The organism is Noviherbaspirillum galbum (assembly GCF_010974945.1).
In the GTDB taxonomy this organism is placed as follows: Bacteria; Pseudomonadota; Gammaproteobacteria; order Burkholderiales; family Burkholderiaceae_D; genus Noviherbaspirillum; species Noviherbaspirillum galbum.
Map to the genome: position 1 here is coordinate 25,189 of NZ_JAAIVB010000012.1, position 19,772 is coordinate 44,960.

At 67.8% G+C, this 19,772-nt stretch carries 13 protein-coding genes; 2 read left to right on the forward strand and 11 right to left on the reverse strand.

The genetic code is table 11. The features are described 5' to 3' along the window. Nucleotides 1-26: 26 nt before the first annotated feature. The 9 genes from pyk to G3574_RS04215 all read right to left on the reverse strand — a co-directional run bounded on the left by pyk (nucleotide 27) and on the right by G3574_RS04215 (nucleotide 12,587). On the reverse strand, nucleotides 27-1,457 hold the full coding sequence (gene pyk, locus G3574_RS04175; RefSeq protein ID WP_163960767.1) for a pyruvate kinase: 1,431 nt from the start codon (nucleotides 1,455-1,457) through the stop codon (nucleotides 27-29). A gap of 158 nt (nucleotides 1,458-1,615) precedes the next feature. After that, nucleotides 1,616-2,770 carry a hypothetical protein gene (locus G3574_RS04180; protein WP_163960768.1) on the reverse strand — a complete coding sequence of 385 codons (1,155 nt, stop codon included), beginning with the start codon at nucleotides 2,768-2,770 and terminating at the stop codon, nucleotides 1,616-1,618. A 125-nt stretch (nucleotides 2,771-2,895) separates the two neighbouring features. Beyond that, a complete protein-coding gene (gene flhD / locus G3574_RS04185; protein ID WP_163960769.1) occupies nucleotides 2,896-3,213 on the reverse strand; it encodes a flagellar transcriptional regulator FlhD in 318 nt (105 codons plus the stop codon). Nucleotides 3,214-3,228: 15 nt separating this feature from the next. Next, nucleotides 3,229-3,549: a type II toxin-antitoxin system PemK/MazF family toxin gene (locus tag G3574_RS04190; RefSeq protein ID WP_163960770.1), complete on the reverse strand. Its 321-nt coding sequence runs from the start codon at nucleotides 3,547-3,549 to the stop codon at nucleotides 3,229-3,231. Beyond that, nucleotides 3,543-3,797: an AbrB/MazE/SpoVT family DNA-binding domain-containing protein gene (locus tag G3574_RS04195; protein WP_163960771.1), complete on the reverse strand. Its 255-nt coding sequence runs from the start codon at nucleotides 3,795-3,797 to the stop codon at nucleotides 3,543-3,545. Before G3574_RS04195 ends, G3574_RS04190 begins: the two co-directional genes overlap by 7 nt. A gap of 214 nt (nucleotides 3,798-4,011) precedes the next feature. Then, entirely contained in the window at nucleotides 4,012-5,439 is a 1,428-nt protein-coding gene (locus tag G3574_RS04200; protein ID WP_163960772.1) for a hypothetical protein, read from the reverse strand. Between the two features lie 223 nt (nucleotides 5,440-5,662). Beyond that, the gene (locus G3574_RS04205; RefSeq protein ID WP_205609659.1) at nucleotides 5,663-6,871 is read right to left on the reverse strand and encodes a L,D-transpeptidase family protein; all 1,209 of its coding nucleotides are present in this window, start codon (nucleotides 6,869-6,871) and stop codon (nucleotides 5,663-5,665) included. A 38-nt stretch (nucleotides 6,872-6,909) separates the two neighbouring features. Beyond that, nucleotides 6,910-8,025 (reverse strand): nuclear transport factor 2 family protein, encoded by a 1,116-nt coding sequence (locus tag G3574_RS04210; protein WP_205609660.1) that lies wholly within the window; start codon nucleotides 8,023-8,025, stop codon nucleotides 6,910-6,912. A 332-nt stretch (nucleotides 8,026-8,357) separates the two neighbouring features. Then, a complete protein-coding gene (locus G3574_RS04215; RefSeq protein ID WP_163960773.1) occupies nucleotides 8,358-12,587 on the reverse strand; it encodes a hypothetical protein in 4,230 nt (1,409 codons plus the stop codon). Between the two features lie 315 nt (nucleotides 12,588-12,902). Between G3574_RS04215 and G3574_RS04220 the strand changes: the two genes are divergently transcribed. Both G3574_RS04220 and G3574_RS04225 read left to right on the forward strand, forming a co-directional pair. Beyond that, entirely contained in the window at nucleotides 12,903-13,292 is a 390-nt protein-coding gene (locus G3574_RS04220; protein ID WP_163960774.1) for an Hpt domain-containing protein, read from the forward strand. After that, nucleotides 13,289-13,690 carry a response regulator gene (locus tag G3574_RS04225; RefSeq protein WP_163960775.1) on the forward strand — a complete coding sequence of 134 codons (402 nt, stop codon included), beginning with the start codon at nucleotides 13,289-13,291 and terminating at the stop codon, nucleotides 13,688-13,690. The genes G3574_RS04220 and G3574_RS04225 overlap by 4 nt, the downstream gene beginning before the upstream one ends. A 33-nt stretch (nucleotides 13,691-13,723) precedes the next feature. On the opposite strand, the gene G3574_RS04230 is transcribed toward G3574_RS04225, so the two are convergent. Next, nucleotides 13,724-14,734, reverse strand: coding sequence for a succinylglutamate desuccinylase (locus G3574_RS04230; protein ID WP_163960776.1), 1,011 nt, complete (start codon nucleotides 14,732-14,734; stop codon nucleotides 13,724-13,726). A 34-nt stretch (nucleotides 14,735-14,768) separates the two neighbouring features. Next, nucleotides 14,769-19,565 (reverse strand): NAD-glutamate dehydrogenase domain-containing protein, encoded by a 4,797-nt coding sequence (locus tag G3574_RS04235; RefSeq protein WP_163960777.1) that lies wholly within the window; start codon nucleotides 19,563-19,565, stop codon nucleotides 14,769-14,771. Between the last annotated feature and the right edge of the window lie 207 nt (nucleotides 19,566-19,772).

The window sequence follows — 19,772 nt, forward strand, 5'->3', positions numbered from 1 at the left end:
CGGCAGGCCCGTGCGCTTCCTGCGCGCTATTCTCCGACGCGCATGATCTTCAGCGAATTCGTGCCGCCGATCTGCCCCATCGACTCGCCGCAGGTCAGCACGATCAGGTCTCCCTTGTGCACCTTGCCCTTGGCAACGAGCAGCTCCTGGGCGGAGCGGATCAGCGCATCGCGGTCGGCGGCGGCCGGCAGGTCGAAGGACGTCACGTTGCGGTAAAGCGCGACCTTGCGGCGCGTGCTCATCCGCGGCGTGAGGGCGAAGATCGGAATGTCGATGTCCTGCCGGCTCATCCACAAGGCGGTCGAGCCGGATTCGGTCAGCGCCACGATCGCCTTGACCCGCAAGTGATAGGCGGTGAACAGCGCGCCATACGCGATCGACTGGTCGATGCGGTTGAACACCACGTTCACGAAATCGGTATCGAGCTTGCAGACATTGGCGCGCTCCGCCTCCAGGGCGATCGCGGCCATGGCCTCGACGGTCTCGACCGGATACTTGCCGGCGGCGGTCTCGGCGGAGGTCATCACCGCATCGGTGCCGTCGAGCACCGCGTTGGCCACGTCGGACACTTCCGCGCGGGTCGGCACCGCGTTGACGATCATGGATTCCATCATCTGCGTGGCGGTGATGGCGAGCTTGTTGGACGCGCGCGCCATCTTGATCATGCGCTTTTGCAGCGCCGGCACGGCGGCGTTGCCGACTTCCACCGCGAGGTCGCCGCGCGCCACCATGATGCCGTCCGACGCATCGAGGATTTCCTGCAGCGCGGGAATGGCTTCGGCGCGCTCGATCTTGGCGATCATCATCGGGCGGTGGCCGGCGCTTTCGCCGGCGATGTTGGCCAGCTGCCGGGCCATGATCATGTCAGTGGCGTTCTTGGGGAAGGACACGGCGATGTAGTCGGCCTGCAGACTCATCGCGGTCTTGATGTCTTCCATGTCCTTGGCGGTCAGCGCTGGCGCGGACAGGCCGCCGCCCTGCCGGTTGATGCCCTTGTTGTTGGACAGCTCGCCGCCGATGCGCACCGTGGTGTGGATTTCCGATCCGGCCACCCGGTTGACGGTCAGCACGATCAGGCCATCGTTGAGCAGGAGCACGTCGCCGGTTTTGAGGTCGTTCGGCAATTCCTTGTAGTCGAGGCCCACGCGCTCCTGGTTACCCAGTTCGCAGGCCGCATCGAGGATGAACTTCTGTCCCTTGTCGAGCATGATCTTGCCGCTCTCGAACTTGCCCACGCGTATCTTCGGTCCCTGCAGGTCGGCCATGATGGCGATCTCGGCGCCGCAGGCGACGGCGGCATCGCGGACCATGGCGGCGCGGTCGATGTGGTCCTGAGCCTTGCCATGGGAAAAGTTGAGACGGACCACGTTGACGCCGGCGCGGAACATGCGCTTGAGCGTGTCGATGTCGTTGGAGGCCGGGCCGATGGTGGCCACAATCTTGGTGGAACGGATCATGTGTTCGCCTTTCTTGTCATTGTCCGGGTATCGTCGCGGATGCGTTGGAGCGGTCCCTTCCACACATGGTTCACGGGAGGGGGCGGGGATCTTGCCGCGCCGGCGGGCCGGCGGATGCGTGTTCAGGACGTGCGCGGCTGCCGGGGGCATCCATCCGGTCAGACGAAATGCACGTAGGCAGCGAGCGCCGCGCAGCACACGGCGAGATGGAGGATGTGCAGCAGCAGCTTCTGGCGCTGGGAAAGCTTGATGCGCTTCTCGAGCGACCGCATGAAGCTCGGCTCGGCTTCGACCGATACCGCAGCTGGGGAGGCAGGCGACGCTTCCGGCTCGTCGTCTCCGACCACGGCGACGAGGGCACGGCGCTGCTCGGGCGCGCGCGCTGGAGGGGGCGGCGTCTCGGCCAGGGGCTGGGATGGTGCATGGACCTGGGCTGGCGCCTGCATCTGCGCCTGCGCCTGCGCCGCCTGCCGGCGCTCCGCGTCGACCGGCGCCTGAGGACGGTTTTCCGCCGCCGGCCGGGGAGTCTCTGCGATCTCCCGCACCCGGCCCGTCGTCAGCATCACGTGGAGTTCGTTCACGTTGGGCTTGCGGCGGAAGGTTTTTTCCCAGGCCTTGATCAGGTTGACGTGGCCTTCGCCCAGCAACGCATCGCACAGGTGGTTGCCCAGCTCGCGGCCGCATTCGACCGCCTTCTGCAACTGCGCTTCATGCACGTCGTTGGCGATGCCGGCCAGGGTGCGCGCCTGTATCGGGTCGGCGCACTTGCGCAATTCGCCGGCGAGGTCGAGATATTCCACCGGCTGATCAATCTGAACCGCCGGATCAAGGATCAGGCGCGGCTCGATGCGCTTAAGTTCCAGCAGGGCCTGCACGCCGTGGTCGAGCGTGCTTTCGTCCGGCCTTGCGCCCGGCTTGCGCCCATGCGGGAAGAGTCGTGAATCGTGGTAGCCGCGCAGGTAGGAGCGCCAGGGTTCGAGATCGGCCTTCGAGAGCAAGAAAGGCTTGCTCCAGCCCTCGCCTTCCAGCGCGTGGTCGATGGGAATCAGCGCCGACCGCAGCTCGGGAATGCTGCGCACGCGGTCGATGGTGTCGTTGACGTCGGCGATCGGCTTTTCCGTGACGGAGATGGGCTTGACGGCGGGCGCTGGCGGCTCGTCGTGGTGGTCGGCGGTTTCCGGCGGCGCTTCCGGCTCGGCGCCGCGCAGGCGCGCCTTCTTTAGCTCGAGGGCCTTGCGCGCCTCCTGCTGCAGGCGTTTCTGCCGTTCGGTTTCCCGCTCGAGGTAATCGAAATCCACGGCCGGATACTGCATGTCAGGCTCCTGGCCGCCTGGCGCATGGGGTGCGGACAAACGCCGACGGCCTCGGGCCTCGCGGCCCGAAGCGCACCGTGTCCGGATGTCGTCGCTTCGCGATCATCGGCGTTTGTCCGCACGCATCAGAGGATGGCCTCCGGCGCCTGCGATGCCATCAGGATGGACGCGTGGACCGGCGCCGCGTTCGCGCCCGCCTTCTCATTGAGCAGCGTCGACAGGATCGCGGTGTCGTTGAAGCGGAAGCGCGACAGCATCATGTTGCATGCCGCCATCTTCAGCACCTGGCCATTGCTCATGCTGGCGATCAGGTCGGCGATCTCGCCGCTGATGCCAAGCCGGAAGATGGCTTCCGCGCGGTCCTGGCGGATCATCTGCTGCGCGATCATCAAATAGCTCAGGTTGACATCGCGGATTTCGGACAGAAAGTCATTATGCTGCATGTCAGTATCTTTCTATTAGTGAGCGAAAACTTCTTGTAGTACTTCCAGCGTCCTGGCCATGGTGTCATCGCTGACGACCCCCAGTTTCCTGACCAGGCGGGACTTCTCCATCGTGCAGATCTGGTCAAGAAGAATCAGTCCATCCTTCTGCATGAAATTCACCGGAATGCGGAACGGCGCCGGCATGTCCCGCGTGCTCAGGGGAGCGACGATCAGGGTGCTCAGGTACTCGTCCATCTCCTCCGGGGAGACGACGACGCAGGGCCACCGCTTCTGCGTCACGCTGCCGACCGGTTTATCGAAATCGATCAGCCATATCTCGGCGCGCATCACCATGAAAAATCGGCGTCCGAGTCTTTGGGCAGCAAGGGCCAGGCGATGACCTGGTCCTGCGTCTTGGCTGCAATCTGCCTCGCCGCGTCCGCCCAGCCTTCACGCGACTTCTTCTTCGGCTTGCGGATCACGATGGCGTCCTTCTCCACCTGGATGTCCACTTCGCCGAGATCGAGGCCGGTTTCCAGCAAAAACGGCTTGGGTATCAGGACACCCTGAGAATTACCCATTTTGCGGATTGCAGACTTCATAGAAATTCCTTTAACAGAATGTTCTTACATCGTACCTCAAAATTTCCGGCTGGAAAACTAAAATGCGGACATTGTTGGTACGAAGCACCGCTTCGATGCCGCTTTGTTTTTACATTGTCTGAACAGTGATACCAACAACGTAATTACAGAGCGAAGCCGATGGTGGAAGAGCGAGGATCGAGAGGAGAAAATGGCTGCGCGGAGACGGCGCCGTTCAGTAGGTGAGGGTGTTGGAACTGGTGTAGGAGGGGCAGCCGTCCTTGCCCCATTTGCCGCTGCAGAGCTGCCACTTGCATTGCTCGCGCATGAGGAAATTGCCGGCGTTCTCGCAGGCGGCAAGCTGGGCCTGGACAAGCTGGGTACGCGCCTGCCTGGGCTTGCCGTGCTGGACCGCGCTCGCAGTGCGCGCGGGGGGCTGGCGCAGCTTCGCCTTCGCCTCCCCGGGCAGGCGCTGCGCCTCGTTCTTGCGGCGCAATTCTTCCGTGGCCTGCCTGCGGATCCGCTCGAGCTCGCGGTTGGCTTGCTGGCGCTTCGCGCGCGCGGCCGCGGCGACCATGGCCGACGACGCGGCGTTCGGGCTGGAAGCTTTGTCGGCCGGCGCGGCGGGCTGCGGTTTTTGGGCGCTGGCCGAGGTGGACGTGCCGACCGTGCCCGCGGCGGGTGCCGCCCCCTGCGCTGCGGACGAAGCGGCGTTTGAATCGGCAGCCGGGGATGCCGGCGCGGAAGCCGCCGAACCGGCGAGCGAGTCGGCCGAACGCATGCCGGCCGAAGCGACGGCGTTCGTATCGCCGGAAGCCTGAGCCTCGGGCGTGCCCGCGGCGGCGCTGCCCGCCGACCCGCTGCCGCTGCTGTCCCTTAGGGAATCGCCGGGGACGGCCGCGAGTCCGCCATAAGGCAGTTCACCTGGCGTCACGGCAGGCGGCTGGGGCTTGGGCGCAACCGCGACGCGCGAACCATCGAATGGAAGTTCGGAAGGGCTGATGCCTCCGGCGGCCATGTCGGGTCGGGTAGGACGGGCGGAATCGGCGGGCCCGGCAGGCGACGGCCGACGTGCAGACGCGTGCCGGGTTGCCGTGTCGACGATCGCCGCGAGCGTGGCTGGCTGGCCATGGCTGAGCCACCACACGCCGCCGAGACCGGCACAGGCGCCGACCAGGAACACCGATACCATCGCCGTCAGCCATCGTCCGCGCCTGCGCGGCGGAGGCTGGTCGTACATTGCCGCCAGCTTGCGCAATTCCTCGTAGCTGGGCTTGCGCATCGGCTTCCTGGGGGTGACCGAGGGCGGCACGGCATGGTCCGGCCCCGGGGCGGACGTGAATGGGTCGGCGCCATGCTGGAATGGAGAGTCGGCCCCCTGCCGCGCCTCGTGGTCCGGGCCGGCACGCCGGGCGTGCGGCACGTCCTGCGGCGAGGGTGAAGCATGACGGGAAGAACTGGGTCGGATCAAATGGCTGGTCCTCGAAATCGATTGCAGCCGGACGGGCAGGAATTGCCATTGGCCGCGGGGATCGCCATCGAGCCTGCGGTAGCCGCGGCAGGCAAGCACCGTGGCCGAGGGCGCCGCTTTCGGCGCAGCCCGGCCCGGCACGTGTCGCGCGACTTGTCTTGCTTCGGCGCGGCCGCATGAAGGACATGTCATGGCCGCCGACTTTTCGTTACCGCAATACTGGCACCGCATACCAACCTGCCTGGTCAATCCGGCATGTGTATCGGAATGACCATCGCGGGAAAAACTTAGTTCAATCGAACAACTCACAAATGAAAAAAAGGGTGATCGACCACAAGTGCCGCCACCCTTTGTTCGTGAAATCCGGCCTCGCGTACCGCCCGGCTTTCCGAACGGCACGATGCCTCAGATATGCTCAGATGTTGGTTTCGAAGACGATTCTCCAGGTCGTTCCTTCCCGTGCCCAGTACTGCCGCTTGCGCAGCGAACTCCGGCTCTTGCCGACGAAGGAATCCTGGGTGAAGGTGCTGACCAGCATGTCGTCGCGCCCCGGATAGAGGAAATGTGTGACGTCGCGCAGGACCACCGACAAGTCCCTCACGCCGTGGAGCGATTGCTGCTGCTTGGCAACCCAGCCATCGCGGTTTTCATTGTGGTCGGAACGGAATTGCCTGGAGTAATGATTCAGGATGCGGCCGCCGTCCATGGTTTCGAGATCGCGCCGCCAGTTGTCCAGCAGGCGCGCCGCCATGCTGCGGTCGTTTTCCCACTTCGTCTTGTTGACGAACTCTACGTTTTCGCTAATGACCACCGGCGTCTTGCCGATCTCGACTGAGGTGGAGATGCGGTAGAGATCGGGGTTCGTCAGGACGACGCAACCATCCGAGGACAGAGGCGGCCGGCTGTAGCTGTCGGACGGAGTGCCATGCAGCCAGATGCCGGAACCGCTGCGGCCGTTGACCTTGTCCCACTCGTTCGGATAATTGATCGGCAGGGCGCCGGATCCATAGAAATCCGGGAGGCGCTCCCCCGACAGTCGGCCGGTGATGTAGTAGACGCCGATCGGCGTCTTCTGGTCGCCTTCCTTGAACTTGTTGACGCCGAGCTTGCCCTGGCTGATGTAGTAGTCCGCCGCGAACTTCAGCTCGCCGTTGCGGTTCTCGTAGACGTAGAGCCGCGAGCGCTTCGCATCGACCACCAGCGCATGCTTCTGGTCGGGGCGCAGTTGCAGGATGGAGCGCGGCACCAGGTTGGGATCGGGCCGCTCGCGCAGCGACTTCAGCCTGACCATCGCTTCTTCGCGCAGATTCTTCAGTCGCTCATCCTGCCCGCTGACCGCGCCGAAGGTCGCAACCGGGAAGGTATGCATCAGCAGCAGGTCGCCGCGGATGAGGTGGCCGAGCCGGAAATTCGGATACAGCTCCACCAGCCGGTCCGCCTTGGACAAGGCCAGGCGCAGGTGATTGGCGCCAAGCTCCTTGTAGACGTCGATCAGCATCGCTTCCGGGTCGGGCTTGCTGAGCGCGGCCGCGGCGGACGCCACCGCCGGGCTGACCGCGACGGCGGGACGCGCCAATGCCAGTCCCGCGAGCAGGACGGCGGCTCCAATTCTAACGACATGCATGGCACGCATTGCCCTGCCCTTCGATCTCGCCATCACCATCAACCGCCCGTGCTCTCCTGCTTGATCTGCCACTTGCCGCCGTGCTTGACCATGACGAGGGTCTTGCGGGTATTGGCGCTGAGGCGATCGGAGCTGTAGACCTGGCGGAACTTCACCGTGGCGGTATTGCCGTTGACCGCCACCTGCGGCGCTTCGACGCGGACATTGATGCGTCCCTTGCCGCTGATGCGCGAGCGTCGATCGTCTTCCCAGGCCTTGCGGGCCTGGCCGCCCGGCGTCTGGAAGTCGTTGCCATAGTGGCCCAGGTAGGCCTTCACATCCTGCGCGCTCCATGCCTTGGCCCAGCCATGGACGGCGGCCAGCACTTCGTCGTCCTCGTCATCGTCGCGCGACGCCTTGGGTTCGGGCTTGGCCGGCTTGGCGGCCACTGCCGGCGCCGGCGCGGGAGCAGGCGCCACGGCAGGAGCCGGAGACGGTGCCGGGGCGGCAGCCGGACGGGCCGGCGCGGGCGAGGTGGTGGGAAGCGGCACCGCGTCCGCTTTGGCGATGGTCACGGGCGCCGACGGGGCCGCCGGAGCCGAACCAGTCGCGGGCTTGCCGGCCGCGGCCACGGCGGTATTGCCCACCAGGGTCTTCACCAAAGTGAGCTTGGACTTGGCGGCGGCGTTGCCGGAATCGAGCTGCAGCGCCTTGTCGTAGGCCTGGCTGGCAAGCTTGGCATGGACGTCGCCGAGGTTTTCGTAGGCGGTGGCGTAGCTCGGGTTGGTGCGGATGGCGGACTCGAGCGCGGCGCGCGCCTTGTCATACTGACCCGCCGCGGCATGCAGCACGGCGAGGTTGTTGTAGGGTTCGGGGAGGTTCGGATAGTCTTCGGTCAGCTTGGTGAAGACCGCGATCGCTTCGTTGGACTTGTTCTGCTCGGCCAGGATCACGCCCTTCATGAAGCGCATCTGCGCATCGCGCGGGTTCTTCGCCAGGGACGCCTCGACGCGGTTCAGGGCCTCCGCATGCTGCCCGGCGCGCACCAGCTTGGACACATCCGCATAATCATCCGCATGCGCGGAGAACGACATCACGACCGCAAGAAGACTGGTGAGTGCGAGATGCTTGCCGGCCAGCCGGACCGGCATCATCGGCCGCGGTAAAAATTTCATGGTTTTCATTCTGCTATGTCGAGTGGATGCCCGATGGGGCGATGCGCCTGGCGTGTCCTTCGTCCGCTGTGTCCGGCGCGTCATCTGGAGCAGCGACGTCCCGGATTCGAAACCAGTGCATTCTAACCTCGCTGGCTGGATAACGCCATTTGAGGAATGAGCAATGGACATCCGCGCAACGTGGGAGTGGGGGTGTGGAGGGATTGTGTGGTCAAGCGTGCCACTCTGCGTCAAGCGGGAGACGCTTTGTCATTCGCGCTTACCGCTGTCATCCCCGCGCAGGCGGGGATCCCATTTCGCTGGCCCAGCGCGCCACAACCATTTCTATCCGCTCAGCGCGGCAACCCGCCAGCGGCAGGCACTCCGCCAACTTCCTCTGCCTTCACTCCACCCCGCCCATCCGCGTCATCAAGCCGATAACTCAAGCGCAAGGAAGCATTCACCGTTCCGGCCGAAGCGCCGCCAACGGCCACCTCCTGCGCCGCCGGTGCGTCCTGCTGCCGAAGGTACCATCCGCCCGCCAGCAGGGCGCCGGCGGTGAAGGCCAGCCCGGCCATGGCTGCGGCCATCGGCCGGCGGATGAAGCGCGGCTGGCTGACTTCTTCCGGCGCGCGGGCGAGCAAGGCTTGCGCCTCTTCGCGCCAGGCCGCGAGTACCGCACCGTCGCGGGCAAGCGTCTTCATCAGGGCGCTCGCCGCGGCATTGGCCTCGGCCTGCTCCTTGCCGGCGCGGGCGATGCCTTCGCCCACCTGCCGCGCGCGGGCGTCGTTTCTTTCCTTTGCCTGGCGTGCCAGGTCGATTGCCCGCTGTTCGGTGCGAAGCCGCTGTTCCTCGCTGTGGCGGGCACGCGCCTGCTCTTCGATACGCTGCAAGGTCAGGCGCGCCAGATCGCGCGCGGAGAGGGCGCGCTCCCGCGCCTCGCGTTCGGCAATCAGCGCGTGTTCGGCTTGCTGGCGCAACAGGTCGAGGGCTTCCGTTTCGGCCCGGGCGCGGGACTGTTCCGCGTCGAGCAGGGCCTGGGCCTGGAGCATGCGGGATTCGGCGGCGCTGGCGGCTTCCTGGCGGGCGGCGGCGAGGGCGTTTGCCGACGCCAGCATGGCGCCGGCGGCGTCGGCCTGGCGCGCCTCGGCATCCTGCAATGCCCGCGCCGCCAGTTCGCGCTGGCGGGACACCGCGGCCTGCTCCTCGAGCAGGCGGGCGCGCGCTTCCTCGCTGTCGCTGGCGGCGCGCTCAGCGTCCAGCTTTTCCTGGATGGCGGTGAACGCGCGCTGCTGCGCGGCGAGGCGGATACGTTCGAGGCGGGTCTTTTCCTGGAGGGACGCGAAGGTTTGCTGTTCGGTCGCGAGGCGCAGCTGTTCCGCCTCCGCCAGCAAGGCGGCCTCCTCGGCGCGTTCGCGGGTGGCGGTGGCCAGGCGGCGCTGGCGTTCGGCCTGCTCGAGGGCGTGGCCGAGCAGCTTTTCCTCGGCGGCGCGCTTTTCTTCGCTGGCGAGGCGTGCCGTTTCCTCGGCCGCCATGCGCTGCTCGGCTGCCGCCGCGCGCGCCTCGTCTTCCTGCAGGCGCGCCCTGGCCTCTTCCTTCGCCCTGGCTTCGGCATCGCGCTGGCGTTGCAGCGCCTGCGCCGCCTGCTGTTCGAGTTCGAGGCGTTCGCGTTCCGCCTTCGCCAGTTCGATGGCGTCGCGGGTCTTGCGCAGCGCCAGCGCGGCGGCCTGGCGCTCGCATTCGACGCGTTCCGCGGCCTGCTTCAGCTGTTCCCGTTCCGCCGCGAGACGGACCTGGACGGCCTTGCGCGCATCGAGTTCGGCCTGTTCGCGCGCGCGCAGCACCTGCGCCTGTTCCTGCTCGGCGCCGGCGCGTTCCAGGGCGGCGACGTGGGCGGCGCGCTCGGCGGCGAATTTTTCCTCGATGGCATCGAGCGCCTGCTGTTCGGCATCGGCACGCTCCTGTTCCATGCGGGTCAGTTCGATGATTTCCCGGGCGCGGGCTTCCGCCAGGTCGGCCACCATGCGCGCCAGCTCGGCATGCTGCACCGCGTGTGCGAGCTGCTGCTTTTCCGCCTCGCCCTTGGCGGCGATCGCCTGCAGCGCGGCCTGTTCGGCCTGTTCACGCTCCGTGGCCGCCTGCGCCAGTTCGGACTCGATGCGCGCACGGTTGTCCGCGTAGGCATGGGCGGCCTGTTCCGCCTGCCGCTTCTTCCGGATCGCATCGAGCGCCTGCTGCTCGGCAAGCTGGCGCTCTTCCGTGGTGCGGGCCAGGGCCAGGGCTTCGGCCGCCCTGCTTTCTTCCAGGCGCGCCGCTTCCTGTGCGAGCGCGGCCTGCCGCTCCGCCTGGATCAGGCGTTCGCGTTCGGTGGCGCACCGGGTTTCGGCGGCGAGACGCAGCCGGGCTTCCTCTTCATGGCGCTTGCGCTGCAGTTCGGCTTCCTCGACCTCGGCCTGGATCCGGGCTTCCGCTTCCTGGCGGGCTTGTTCTTCCGCCTTGCGGCGCGCTTCGATGGCGTCGACTGTCTGTTGCTCGACCTGGGCGCGGCCGCGGACGAGACTGGCCAGGCGGCTGGCCTCGCGGGCCTTTTCCAGGGCCATTGCGGCGGCTTCGCGCTGCAGCCGGGCCGCGGCCTCGTTTTCCTCGGCGGCGATGCGGATCGCCCTGGCTTCTGCGTCGCTGGCAATGCGCAGCGCGCGGTCGGATGCTTCCTTGGCGCGTGCCGCCTCGATGCGTTCGGCTTCGGCCCGGGCGCGTTCCCCGGCCTCCGTCGCGGCGGCCTGTTCGGCGGCCAGGGCGGCTTGCGCGGCTTCCAGCGCCTGGCTTGCCCGCAGGGCATGCTCGCGTTCCGCCTCGACCTTGTCGCGCAGGGCGGCGAGCGCTGCTTCCTCATCCCTGGCGCGCTGGTCGGCCAGGCGCGCCAGCTCCACTGCCTCGCGCGCCTTGGCCAGCGCGGCCTGGGCGGCGCGGCGCTGCCCCTCGGCCCGTTCCAGCGCCTTGGACAAGGCAATCCTTGCCGCCTTGGCTTCGGTCTCGGCGGCGATCCGGGCCTGTTCGTCGGCGGCTTGCAGATCCTGCAGCACCGCGCCGCGCTCGATGTCGGCGTCGGTCCGCGCGCGCGCGGCGGCGATGGCCGCTTCTTCCAGGCGCAGCTTTTCCTGCAGCGCCTCGACCGCCTGCTGCTCGGCGTGGAAACGTTCCTTTTCCAGGTGGGCCAGTTCCATGGCGTCGCGCGCCTTGGCGGTGGCGGCCTCGGCAGCCTGCTTCCGCGATTCCTTGTGTTCCAGGGCGCGGGCGTATGCCTGCTCCTCGGCGGCCGCCTGTTCGCTTGCCAGCCTTGCGGACGCGCGCTCGATTTCGACCCGCTTCTCCGCGATCTGGCGGGACCGCTGTTCTTCCTCGGCGCGGGCCTGCAGCGCCAGCGCGACCTGCTGTTCGACTTCCAGCCGCTGGCGGGTTTCGACGATCGCGCGGTTTTCGGCCTCGACGCGGGCCCTGGCTTCGATTTCCGCCTGCTGTTCGGCCTCGACCCGTTCCAGGGCAAGGTTCTGCAATTCGCGCTCGATGGCGATCCGTGCTTCGGTGGCTTGCCGGATGCGGTCTTCCGCTTCGCGGCGCGCGGAGGCGGCGGTCAGGGCGAGGGCTTCGGCCTGTTCGCGGCGGGCGGCGGCGTCGCGCAGTTCGGTTTCGGCATGGAGGCGCAGCCGCAGGGTGTCAGCGGCCTTCTGTTCGAGTTCGGCGCGCGCGGCGGCGATCGCTTCGTTCTGCTGTTCGACCAGGGCGCGGCTGCGCGCTTCCTCGCGGGCCCGGATTTCGGCGGGCGCGCGGCGCAGCGAGGCTTCCAGCGCCAGCGCCTCGGCCTGCTCGCGTTCCCGCGCCAGGGAAAGGGCTTCCTCGCGGGCCCGGGCCAGGCTTTCCGCCGTCATGCGGGCGTCGCGCTCGACGCGTTCTTCCTCGCGCGCGATTTCCAGCATGCGGGCTTCGGCGCGGGCCCGGTCTTCCGCTTCCTGCCGGGCCGACTGGGATGTGGCAATGCGCTGGGAGGCTTGCCAGCGGACGAGTTCGGTCTGGCGCGCCAGCTGCTCGGCGGCGTTGGCGGCCTCGTTCACCAGCTTGTTTTCGACGGCGATCTGTTCGATGGCGCGCTGGCGGGCTTCCGCTTCCACCTTGGCGCGTTCCTCGGCCAGGCGCTTTGCTTCCGCTTCTGCGTTGGCGCGGGCTTCGAGTTCGAGCAATTCGCGCCGGGCGGCGGCGGCGCGGGCCTCGTTGGCTTCGCGGGCGCGCCGCTCGGCATCGAGGCGGGCGCGGCCGGCGGCGATGGCATCTTCTTCGGCCCTGGCTTTTTGATAGGCTTCGGCGGCGGCAGCGGCATCGATCCGCGCGCGGTCCTCGGCCAGCATGTGGGCGCGGGACTCGGCCAGCGCCCGGTTTTCGGCGGCGACGGTCGCCTTGGCTTCGGACTCCACCCGGGCAATCGCTTCGCGGATCGCCTTGAGGTCCATCGGGCCGCGCGTGCCGGCGAGCTCGTCGTCCGGCGCCGCGTCGTCGATGAGTTCCTTGCCGGGTGATTGTCGTGTTTCCATCGCGGGCTCCTGCTCTGTCTGGTGCGCTCCTGCCATGCTTTCCGGGGGCATTGGCGAGCGGTGGAAGCGTCGTATTGCTGGTGTCCGGTCCCGACCGCGGACGGAGGGCCGGATGCAAGATCAGCAAGATTGAGGCTCGGCCGGACGTTACCACATATTATCCCGCACGGAAAACCGTTCCAGGCGCCAAACAGAATGGCATTTGCCGGTCAGTTTGGCCGGGGAGCGTGACCGGAACCGCCCGGCGGCCTGCCGCCCGTGGCAATCCGCCTTATACTTGCCTAGCCGCCGACCGCAAGCTTCCCCGACATCGCCATGGATCCCCGAAAGCCAACAGAAACCGACAGTCATGCCATCGATGCGCATGGCCTGGAGGAAGCGGCCGCGGACTTCGGCGCGGTCTATGCCGAACTGGCGGCCTTGTATTGCCAGGACAACCTTCCCCGCCTGGCGCGCATGCGTGGCGCCTGCGCCCGTGGCGACCTCGCGGAACTCGCCGGCGCGAGCCATGCCCTGGCGGGCAGCAGCGCCTCGATCGGCGCGCGCGGCCTGGCGGCGTCCTGCAAGTCGCTGGAAAGGCTGGCACGCGAGCCCGCAGCGCCGGACCCGGCCGATGTGGGCCGGCGCATCGACGCCATCTCGGCGGCGCTGGAAGGCGTCATCGCCCTCCTCGGCCAATACGCTGCCAAAGATTCCCGGCCATGAACCAAAACGACAAGACTTCCCCACCGCGCGCCCTGGTCGTGGACGACGGCATGGTCGAGCGCCTCGCGGGCAAGGCCTTGCTGGAGAAGCTTGGATTCCGCGCCGAGACCGCGTCGAGCGGAGAAGACGCCCTGCGCATGATGGCGCACGGGTCGGTGGACTTGCTGCTATGCGACGTTTCCATGCCCGGGATGAGCGGCATGGACGTGCTGGCGGCGACCCGGGCCCTTCTGCCGCGCCCCGCGGTCATCCTGGTCAGCAGCTTCAACGACCCATCGGCAATGGACGCCGCGCTGCAGGCGGGAGCCGCCGCCTGCCTTGCCAAGCCCTTGCGCTTCGATGGCCTGCGGGCCGCCGTGGCGGAGGCGGTGCGGGTGCGCCAGGGCTTGCCGGACTGACGCCGGCCGGGCCTGCTTCAGGCCGAACCTTCGCTATCCCTGCACTTGAGGAAACGATGTCTTCACGACCATCAGGCCGGCGCGCAACCCGGGCCGTACGTCCGGATTGGGAAACACCACATACTCCGTCTGCTTGCCGACGCGGTAGGCGGTCCCGCCGTCCTCGGCGATCAGCGACCCGGGCTCGAGTGGGGTGAAGTTGACGGTGTCCTTGCCGAACGCCATGCGGAAGGCGTCGCTGTGCTTGGTCAATTCCTGGCTGACCCGGAACACCTCGGGCATGCGCCCGCCCACCGGCTTGCCGCGCCTGAGCAATGCATCGATCGCGGCACGGGTGTCCGCGAAGCGCCCGGGGTCATTGCCAGCGAGCGCGCTGACCTGCCCGAGCTCGAGGGTGGCGCTGGTGGCAGCGAAACGCGCGGCCGTCCAAGCGCTGAAGGTGCCGGCGGCACTGCCGCTGAGTATGGCGGCACCGATGCCGGCGGCGCCGAGAAAACCCAGCAACCCTGGCTTCTCCGTTTCGGCGATCACGTCGGGCACGACGGCAAAGGTGGGATAGCGCGACGGACGGATCGCGGTATGCAGGTCGAGATGCCAGCGCAGGCCATCCCCATTCACGCCGTCGCCGCCGAAGAAAGCCGACACGGCCTGCATGATCGCATCGGCGCGCGCCGCTTCGCGCATGCCGTCGAGCCCTTCCCGCTGTGTCCGGAACAGGCGGTTGAGATCGACTTCGAGGAAGCGCTTGCCCTGCGCGATCGCCGCCGGGTTGCCGACCACCAGCATCAGGTCGCATGCCAGCGCCGCCGGCATCCGGCTGATGGCATCCAGCAGGCACGCGAGCATGGTGATCGGGGCGGTCTCGTCGCCATGCACGCCGACGGACAGCAGCAGGCGCGGCCGCCGTCCGTCGCTGGCCGGAGCCGATACCGCAAGAATCCCCTCGGCGGGCAGCCCGACCGCCCACCCGGCGTCGGCAAACCGTCGCGCGATCAGCGTGAAGTCGGCGTTGGCTAGTGCCTGCGCCGCCGCATCATGACTCATTTCGGGCTCCCTGCTGGTGGCGGCACGGTCTGCCTCATCCCGCATCGCCGGCCGAAGCCGCTTCGGACAAGGCCCAGGCATCGAGTACCGCGCGCTCGAGGTTGAGGTCGGCCGCGCGTCCGGCGCGGACGCCCAGCTTGGCCATCAGCGCCTCCACCACGACAGCCGGGTTGTCACCGGGCTGGGTGCCGACCGGCACCTGCTGCAGCACCCGCGCCAGCAGGCGCTGCTGGGCCCGCCGCAAGGCCTGCAGCGCATGGTCGCGCAGCGGCTCCTGCGCAACGCTGGCCTGGGCGCGGGTCAGCACCCGCTCCAGTCCGTCGATGCCGGCCTGGCGGCGCAAGGCCATGCCGAGGCGCAGGAAGGCAGGCAGGCTCATGCCATCCGGGCGGGGCACGGACAGTCCGGCGAACAGGAAATCCGCGATGCCTTCGATGGCCTCCACCGCCTGGGATGCGTGAACGAAGGACGGCGGCAGGCCGGCACCGGCGTCGCCGGGCGCACCTTCAGCGTGCGGGGCCGCGAGCTCGCGCAGGATCTCGGGCTCGCTGAACAGCCGGGACAGGTCGCCGAGCACGGCAGGATCGCGAAGCTGCTTTTCGGGAACGGACAGGACGCCTTCGATCAGCGCCTTCTGCAAGGCGCGCGTGCGCTGGTCGATGTCGAGCGATGTCTCGCGCGGCACTTTCAGCGCGGAGGCATCGAGGGCGGCGAACACCGGCGCGAGGTTCAGGGCGCTCCATGCCTGGGCCCAGGCGCAGGCCGCATCGGTTTCCCCGGCGCCGCGGGCCGCGGCCAGCTCGAAGATCATGAGCGGGCCGCAGCGGTTGACCGCTTCGTTGGCGAGCACCGTCGCCAGGATGGCATTGGCGAGGGGATGCGCCAGCACGTCGCGGCTGGCGACCATGGCCGGCGGGAAATAGGGAACCAGCATGCTGCGCGCCCAGGGCTGGACGGTCAGCGGCAGTTCGGCGAGCAGGCGCTTGTAGCGGTTCTTGACGTGGGCGACGACCACGGCGAGTTCCGGCGTGGCCAGTCCCCGCCCTGCTTCGCGGCGGCTGGCAAGTTCGGCAGCGCCGGGCAGCTGCTCGAGCTTGCGTGACAGGACGCCTTCGCCCTCGAGCGCCGCCACGAGACGGGCATAGCCGTCCACGATGGCCGGGTCGGCCTGCGCCTGCGCCTCGCGCACCAGCAGGTGGGTCTGCAGGGCGTTGTCGCGCAGGACCAGGCGCTCAATGTCCTGGGTGATGTCGTTGAGCAGCCGATTGCGTTCTTCCGGTGACAAGGTGCCGGCATTGACCTCGGCATCGAGCCAGATCTTGACGTTGACTTCGTGGTCGGAGCAGTCCACGCCGGCGGAGTTGTCGATGGCGTCGGTGAAGATGTGCCCGCCCTGCAGCGCGAACTCGATCCGGCCGGCCTGGGTGACGCCGAGGTTGCCGCCTTCGGCGACCACCTTGCAGCGCAGTTCGCGGCCATCGACGCGGATGTTGTCGTTGGCGCGGTCCTTCACCTGTTCGTGCGTCTCGCTGGACGCCTTGATGTAGGTGCCGATGCCGCCGTTGTAGAACAGGTCTACCGGCGCCAGCAGGATGGCATGCAGGAGTTCCTCCGGCGCCAGGGTGGCGGCCTCGATACCGAGCGCCGCGCGCGCCTCGGCGGAGAGCTCGATGCTGCGGGCAGTGCGCGGCCAGACGCCGCCGCCGGGCGAGATCAGGCTCTTGTCGTAGTCGTCCCAGGACGAGCGCGGCAGGGCGAACATGCGCTGGCGTTCGAGGAAGGAGCGCTCGACATCGGGATCCGGGTCGATGAAGATATGCCGGTGGTCGAAGGCGGCGACGAGCTTGAGCCGGCGCGACAGCAGCATGCCGTTGCCGAAGACGTCGCCGGACATGTCGCCGACGCCGACGGCGGTGACCGGCGTGGTGTCAAGGTCATGTCCGATTTCGTAAAAATGCCGCTTGACCGCTTCCCACGCGCCCTTGGCGGTGATGCCGAGCTTCTTGTGGTCGTAGCCGTTGGAGCCGCCCGAGGCGAAGGCATCGCCCAGCCAGAAGCCGCGCCGGACGGCGATGCTATTGGCGATATCGGAAAAGGTGGCCGTGCCCTTGTCGGCGGCGACCACGAGGTAGGGGTCGGGATCGTCATAGCAGACCGTCGCCGGCGGGCGCACGATGTCGCCGCGCAGCCGGTTGTCGGTGACGTCGAGCAGGCCGGCGATGAAGAGGCGGTAGACCGACTCGCCTTCGACCGCGATCACTTCGCGGGTGGCATCCTTGGGCATCATCTTGCAAACGAAACCGCCCTTCGCGCCGGCGGGAACGATCACGGCATTCTTGACCATCTGCGCCTTGACCAGGCCGAGCACCTCGGTGCGGTAGTCTTCCATGCGGTCTGACCAGCGCAGGCCGCCGCGGGCCACCGGGCCGCCGCGCAGGTGCACGCCTTCGAAGCGGCGGGAGAATACGAAGATTTCGCGGTAGGGCCGGGGTTGCGGCAGGAGCGCAAGCTGGCTGCTGTCGAACTTGAAGATGATGGTGTCGCCGCTCTGGGCGCCCTGCGTCCCCTTCCCTTCCTGGAAGTAGGACGTGCGCAGCGTGGCGAGCATCAGGTCGGCGATGCTGCGCAGGATGTTTTCGGTATCGGCGTGGTTGACCTCGGTGACGCGCTGCTTGAACGACGCCAGGGTGGCCGTGCCGAAGGCCCGCTGTTCCTCGGACAGGGAAGGATCGAAGCGGGCAAGGAAGGCCTCGACGAGTGTGCGCACGAGCGCCGGCTGGGTCTTGAGCCGCTCCGCCATGTAGCGCAGACTGAAGCGGCAGCCCGCCTGGCGCCAGTAGCTGGCATATGCCCGTACCAGCTGAATTTCCTTGATGCGCAGGCCGGCCTCGATCGCGAGGGCGTTCATGCGGCCATCCTCGGCTTCGTCGTTGAACAGCGACTCGAACAGTTCCTGGGCGGATTGCGCGACCGGCGGCCGGGCGAGCTTGACGGCGCTTTCCTTGTCCACCGACAGGCAGGAAACGAAGAAGCGCCCGCCGTCCGGCGCGGGAATGGAATGGGTGCGTTCGCGCAGGATGCCGACGCCGGCGTTCTGCAGCGCGGGCAGGATGGCGGACAAGGGTGGCACGGCATCGATGGAGTGCAGGCGGATGCTGACCGCTTCGCCGGCGCCGATCTCGATGCGCACCCGGACCCGGCTGCGTTGCGCATTGCCGAACAGCATGGACAAGTCGCGGTAGGCGACCTGCGGCGACACCGCATTGATGTACTCGGTCGGCAGCGCGGGCCGCAAGCGCCGCAGCGCCTGGCGCAGCTCGCCGTCTTCGGTGCCGTCCACCAGGCCGTCGAACGCGTGGTGCCAGCCTTCGAGAACGTCGAGCAGCGGCACGATCACCTGCCGGTCGAGGTCGAGGGTCATGCCGGCGCCGCTGGCGATCAGGTAGACGCGGGCCAGGGGACCGTCGGCGAGCAGGGTCTGCACGCGGACGTCGCTGGCGCCGGAAATGTCGCGCAGGGTGCGCGCCAGCTTGTCGGTGGAGTGCGCGCCATAGCGCTCGCGGGGCATGTAGGCGAGCACGTTGAGATGCCTGCCGTAGACGTCGCGCCGCGCAAACAGGCGCACGCGGGGCTGCTTGTAGAGGGCGACGACCGAGGCGCAGACATGGGCGAGCCAGGCCGGATCGGCTTCCAGGACTTCGCTGCGGGGCAGGGTTTCGAGTATCTCGATGAATTTTTCGGCACGGAAGCCTTCGGAACGCACGCCGGCGATGGTGAGCATCTGGCGGGTGCGCACGCGCACGAACGGCATCTGCTGCAGGCCGCTGGCGCTGGCGGTGCGGGAAAACAGGCCGACGAAGCAGTGCTCGCCGAGGATGGTTCCGTCGGCCTCGCTGTCGCGCACGCCGATGAAGTCGAGCTGCTGGTCGCGGTGCAGGGTGGACAACGTGTCGGCCTTCACCACCGAGAGGGTTTCCTTGCGCGCGGCGAGGGTGTCGAAGTCGCCGGGAATACCGGCCAGGCAGGTGCCGTAGACGGGATGGGAGCGGTCGGCCAGCACGCCGAGGGCGCTGCCTGGCGTGCGCACCAATTCGCGCTGTCCCGCCTGGACCTGGTAGCGGGCATAGCCGAAGAGCTCGAAGCCGCCATGGCGCGCCCATTCGAGGAAGTCGGCGACCTCCTGCCCGCCGGCTTCGCGCGCGGCGGCGGCGGTGCCCACGTCGGACAGTTTCTGCTTCAGCGCCGCGGCGTCGCGGTGCACAACCGCGGCATCGCTGGCCGTCAGGCGCATGGCGCTGACCAGGGCATTGAGTTCGTTGTCCGCCAGCTTTTCGCTCAGCAGGCAGAGCACATAGGATTCATGGGAGGCGCCGGCGGATGCCTGGCCGTTGCCGTTGCTGTCGATGCTGCCCGCCTTTCCGGCCCGGAGGAGGCTGCCGTCCGGCGCGCGCTCGACCGCGAGCACGGCGTTGAGCACCGCATGCGACCGGATGCCGGACTTCCGCATGGCGATGATCATGGAGTCGACCAGGAAGGGCATGTCGGGATTCAGGATCAGGAGTGCCGTCGCCATGCCGCCGCGCCCGTCGGCGGCATTCACCGCCTCGATGCGGCAGCCCTCTTCCGGCCGCCACACGGCCATGCGGGAAAACGCGTTCCACAGGGGGGATGCCAGGGCGTCGACGCTCAATCCGGCAAGATCTTCCTCTTCCACCGATTGCAGCCAGGCGCGGATCAGGGCCTCGACCCGGGTACGGTCGGCACCGTCGGGCATGGCCGCGAGCACCTGTTGGAGTGCTGCGGCGCGCAAATCCTGCGAAGTCAAAGTCATTTCGGTCTCCATTGGGATACTGGTGGTGTGCGCCGGCCCGCAGCGCGCGTCTTGCATGGACGCGACATGGTTTTTCAACGGCCGGCAATGCCATGGGCATCCCTGGTGGGGATTGCCCCGGCCGGCGCGGTTGGCGCCGGCGCGCTGCCCGGCAGGCTGGCAGCGAACTCCATCTTAGGCCGGATGGCACCGATTTTTATTTTCTTA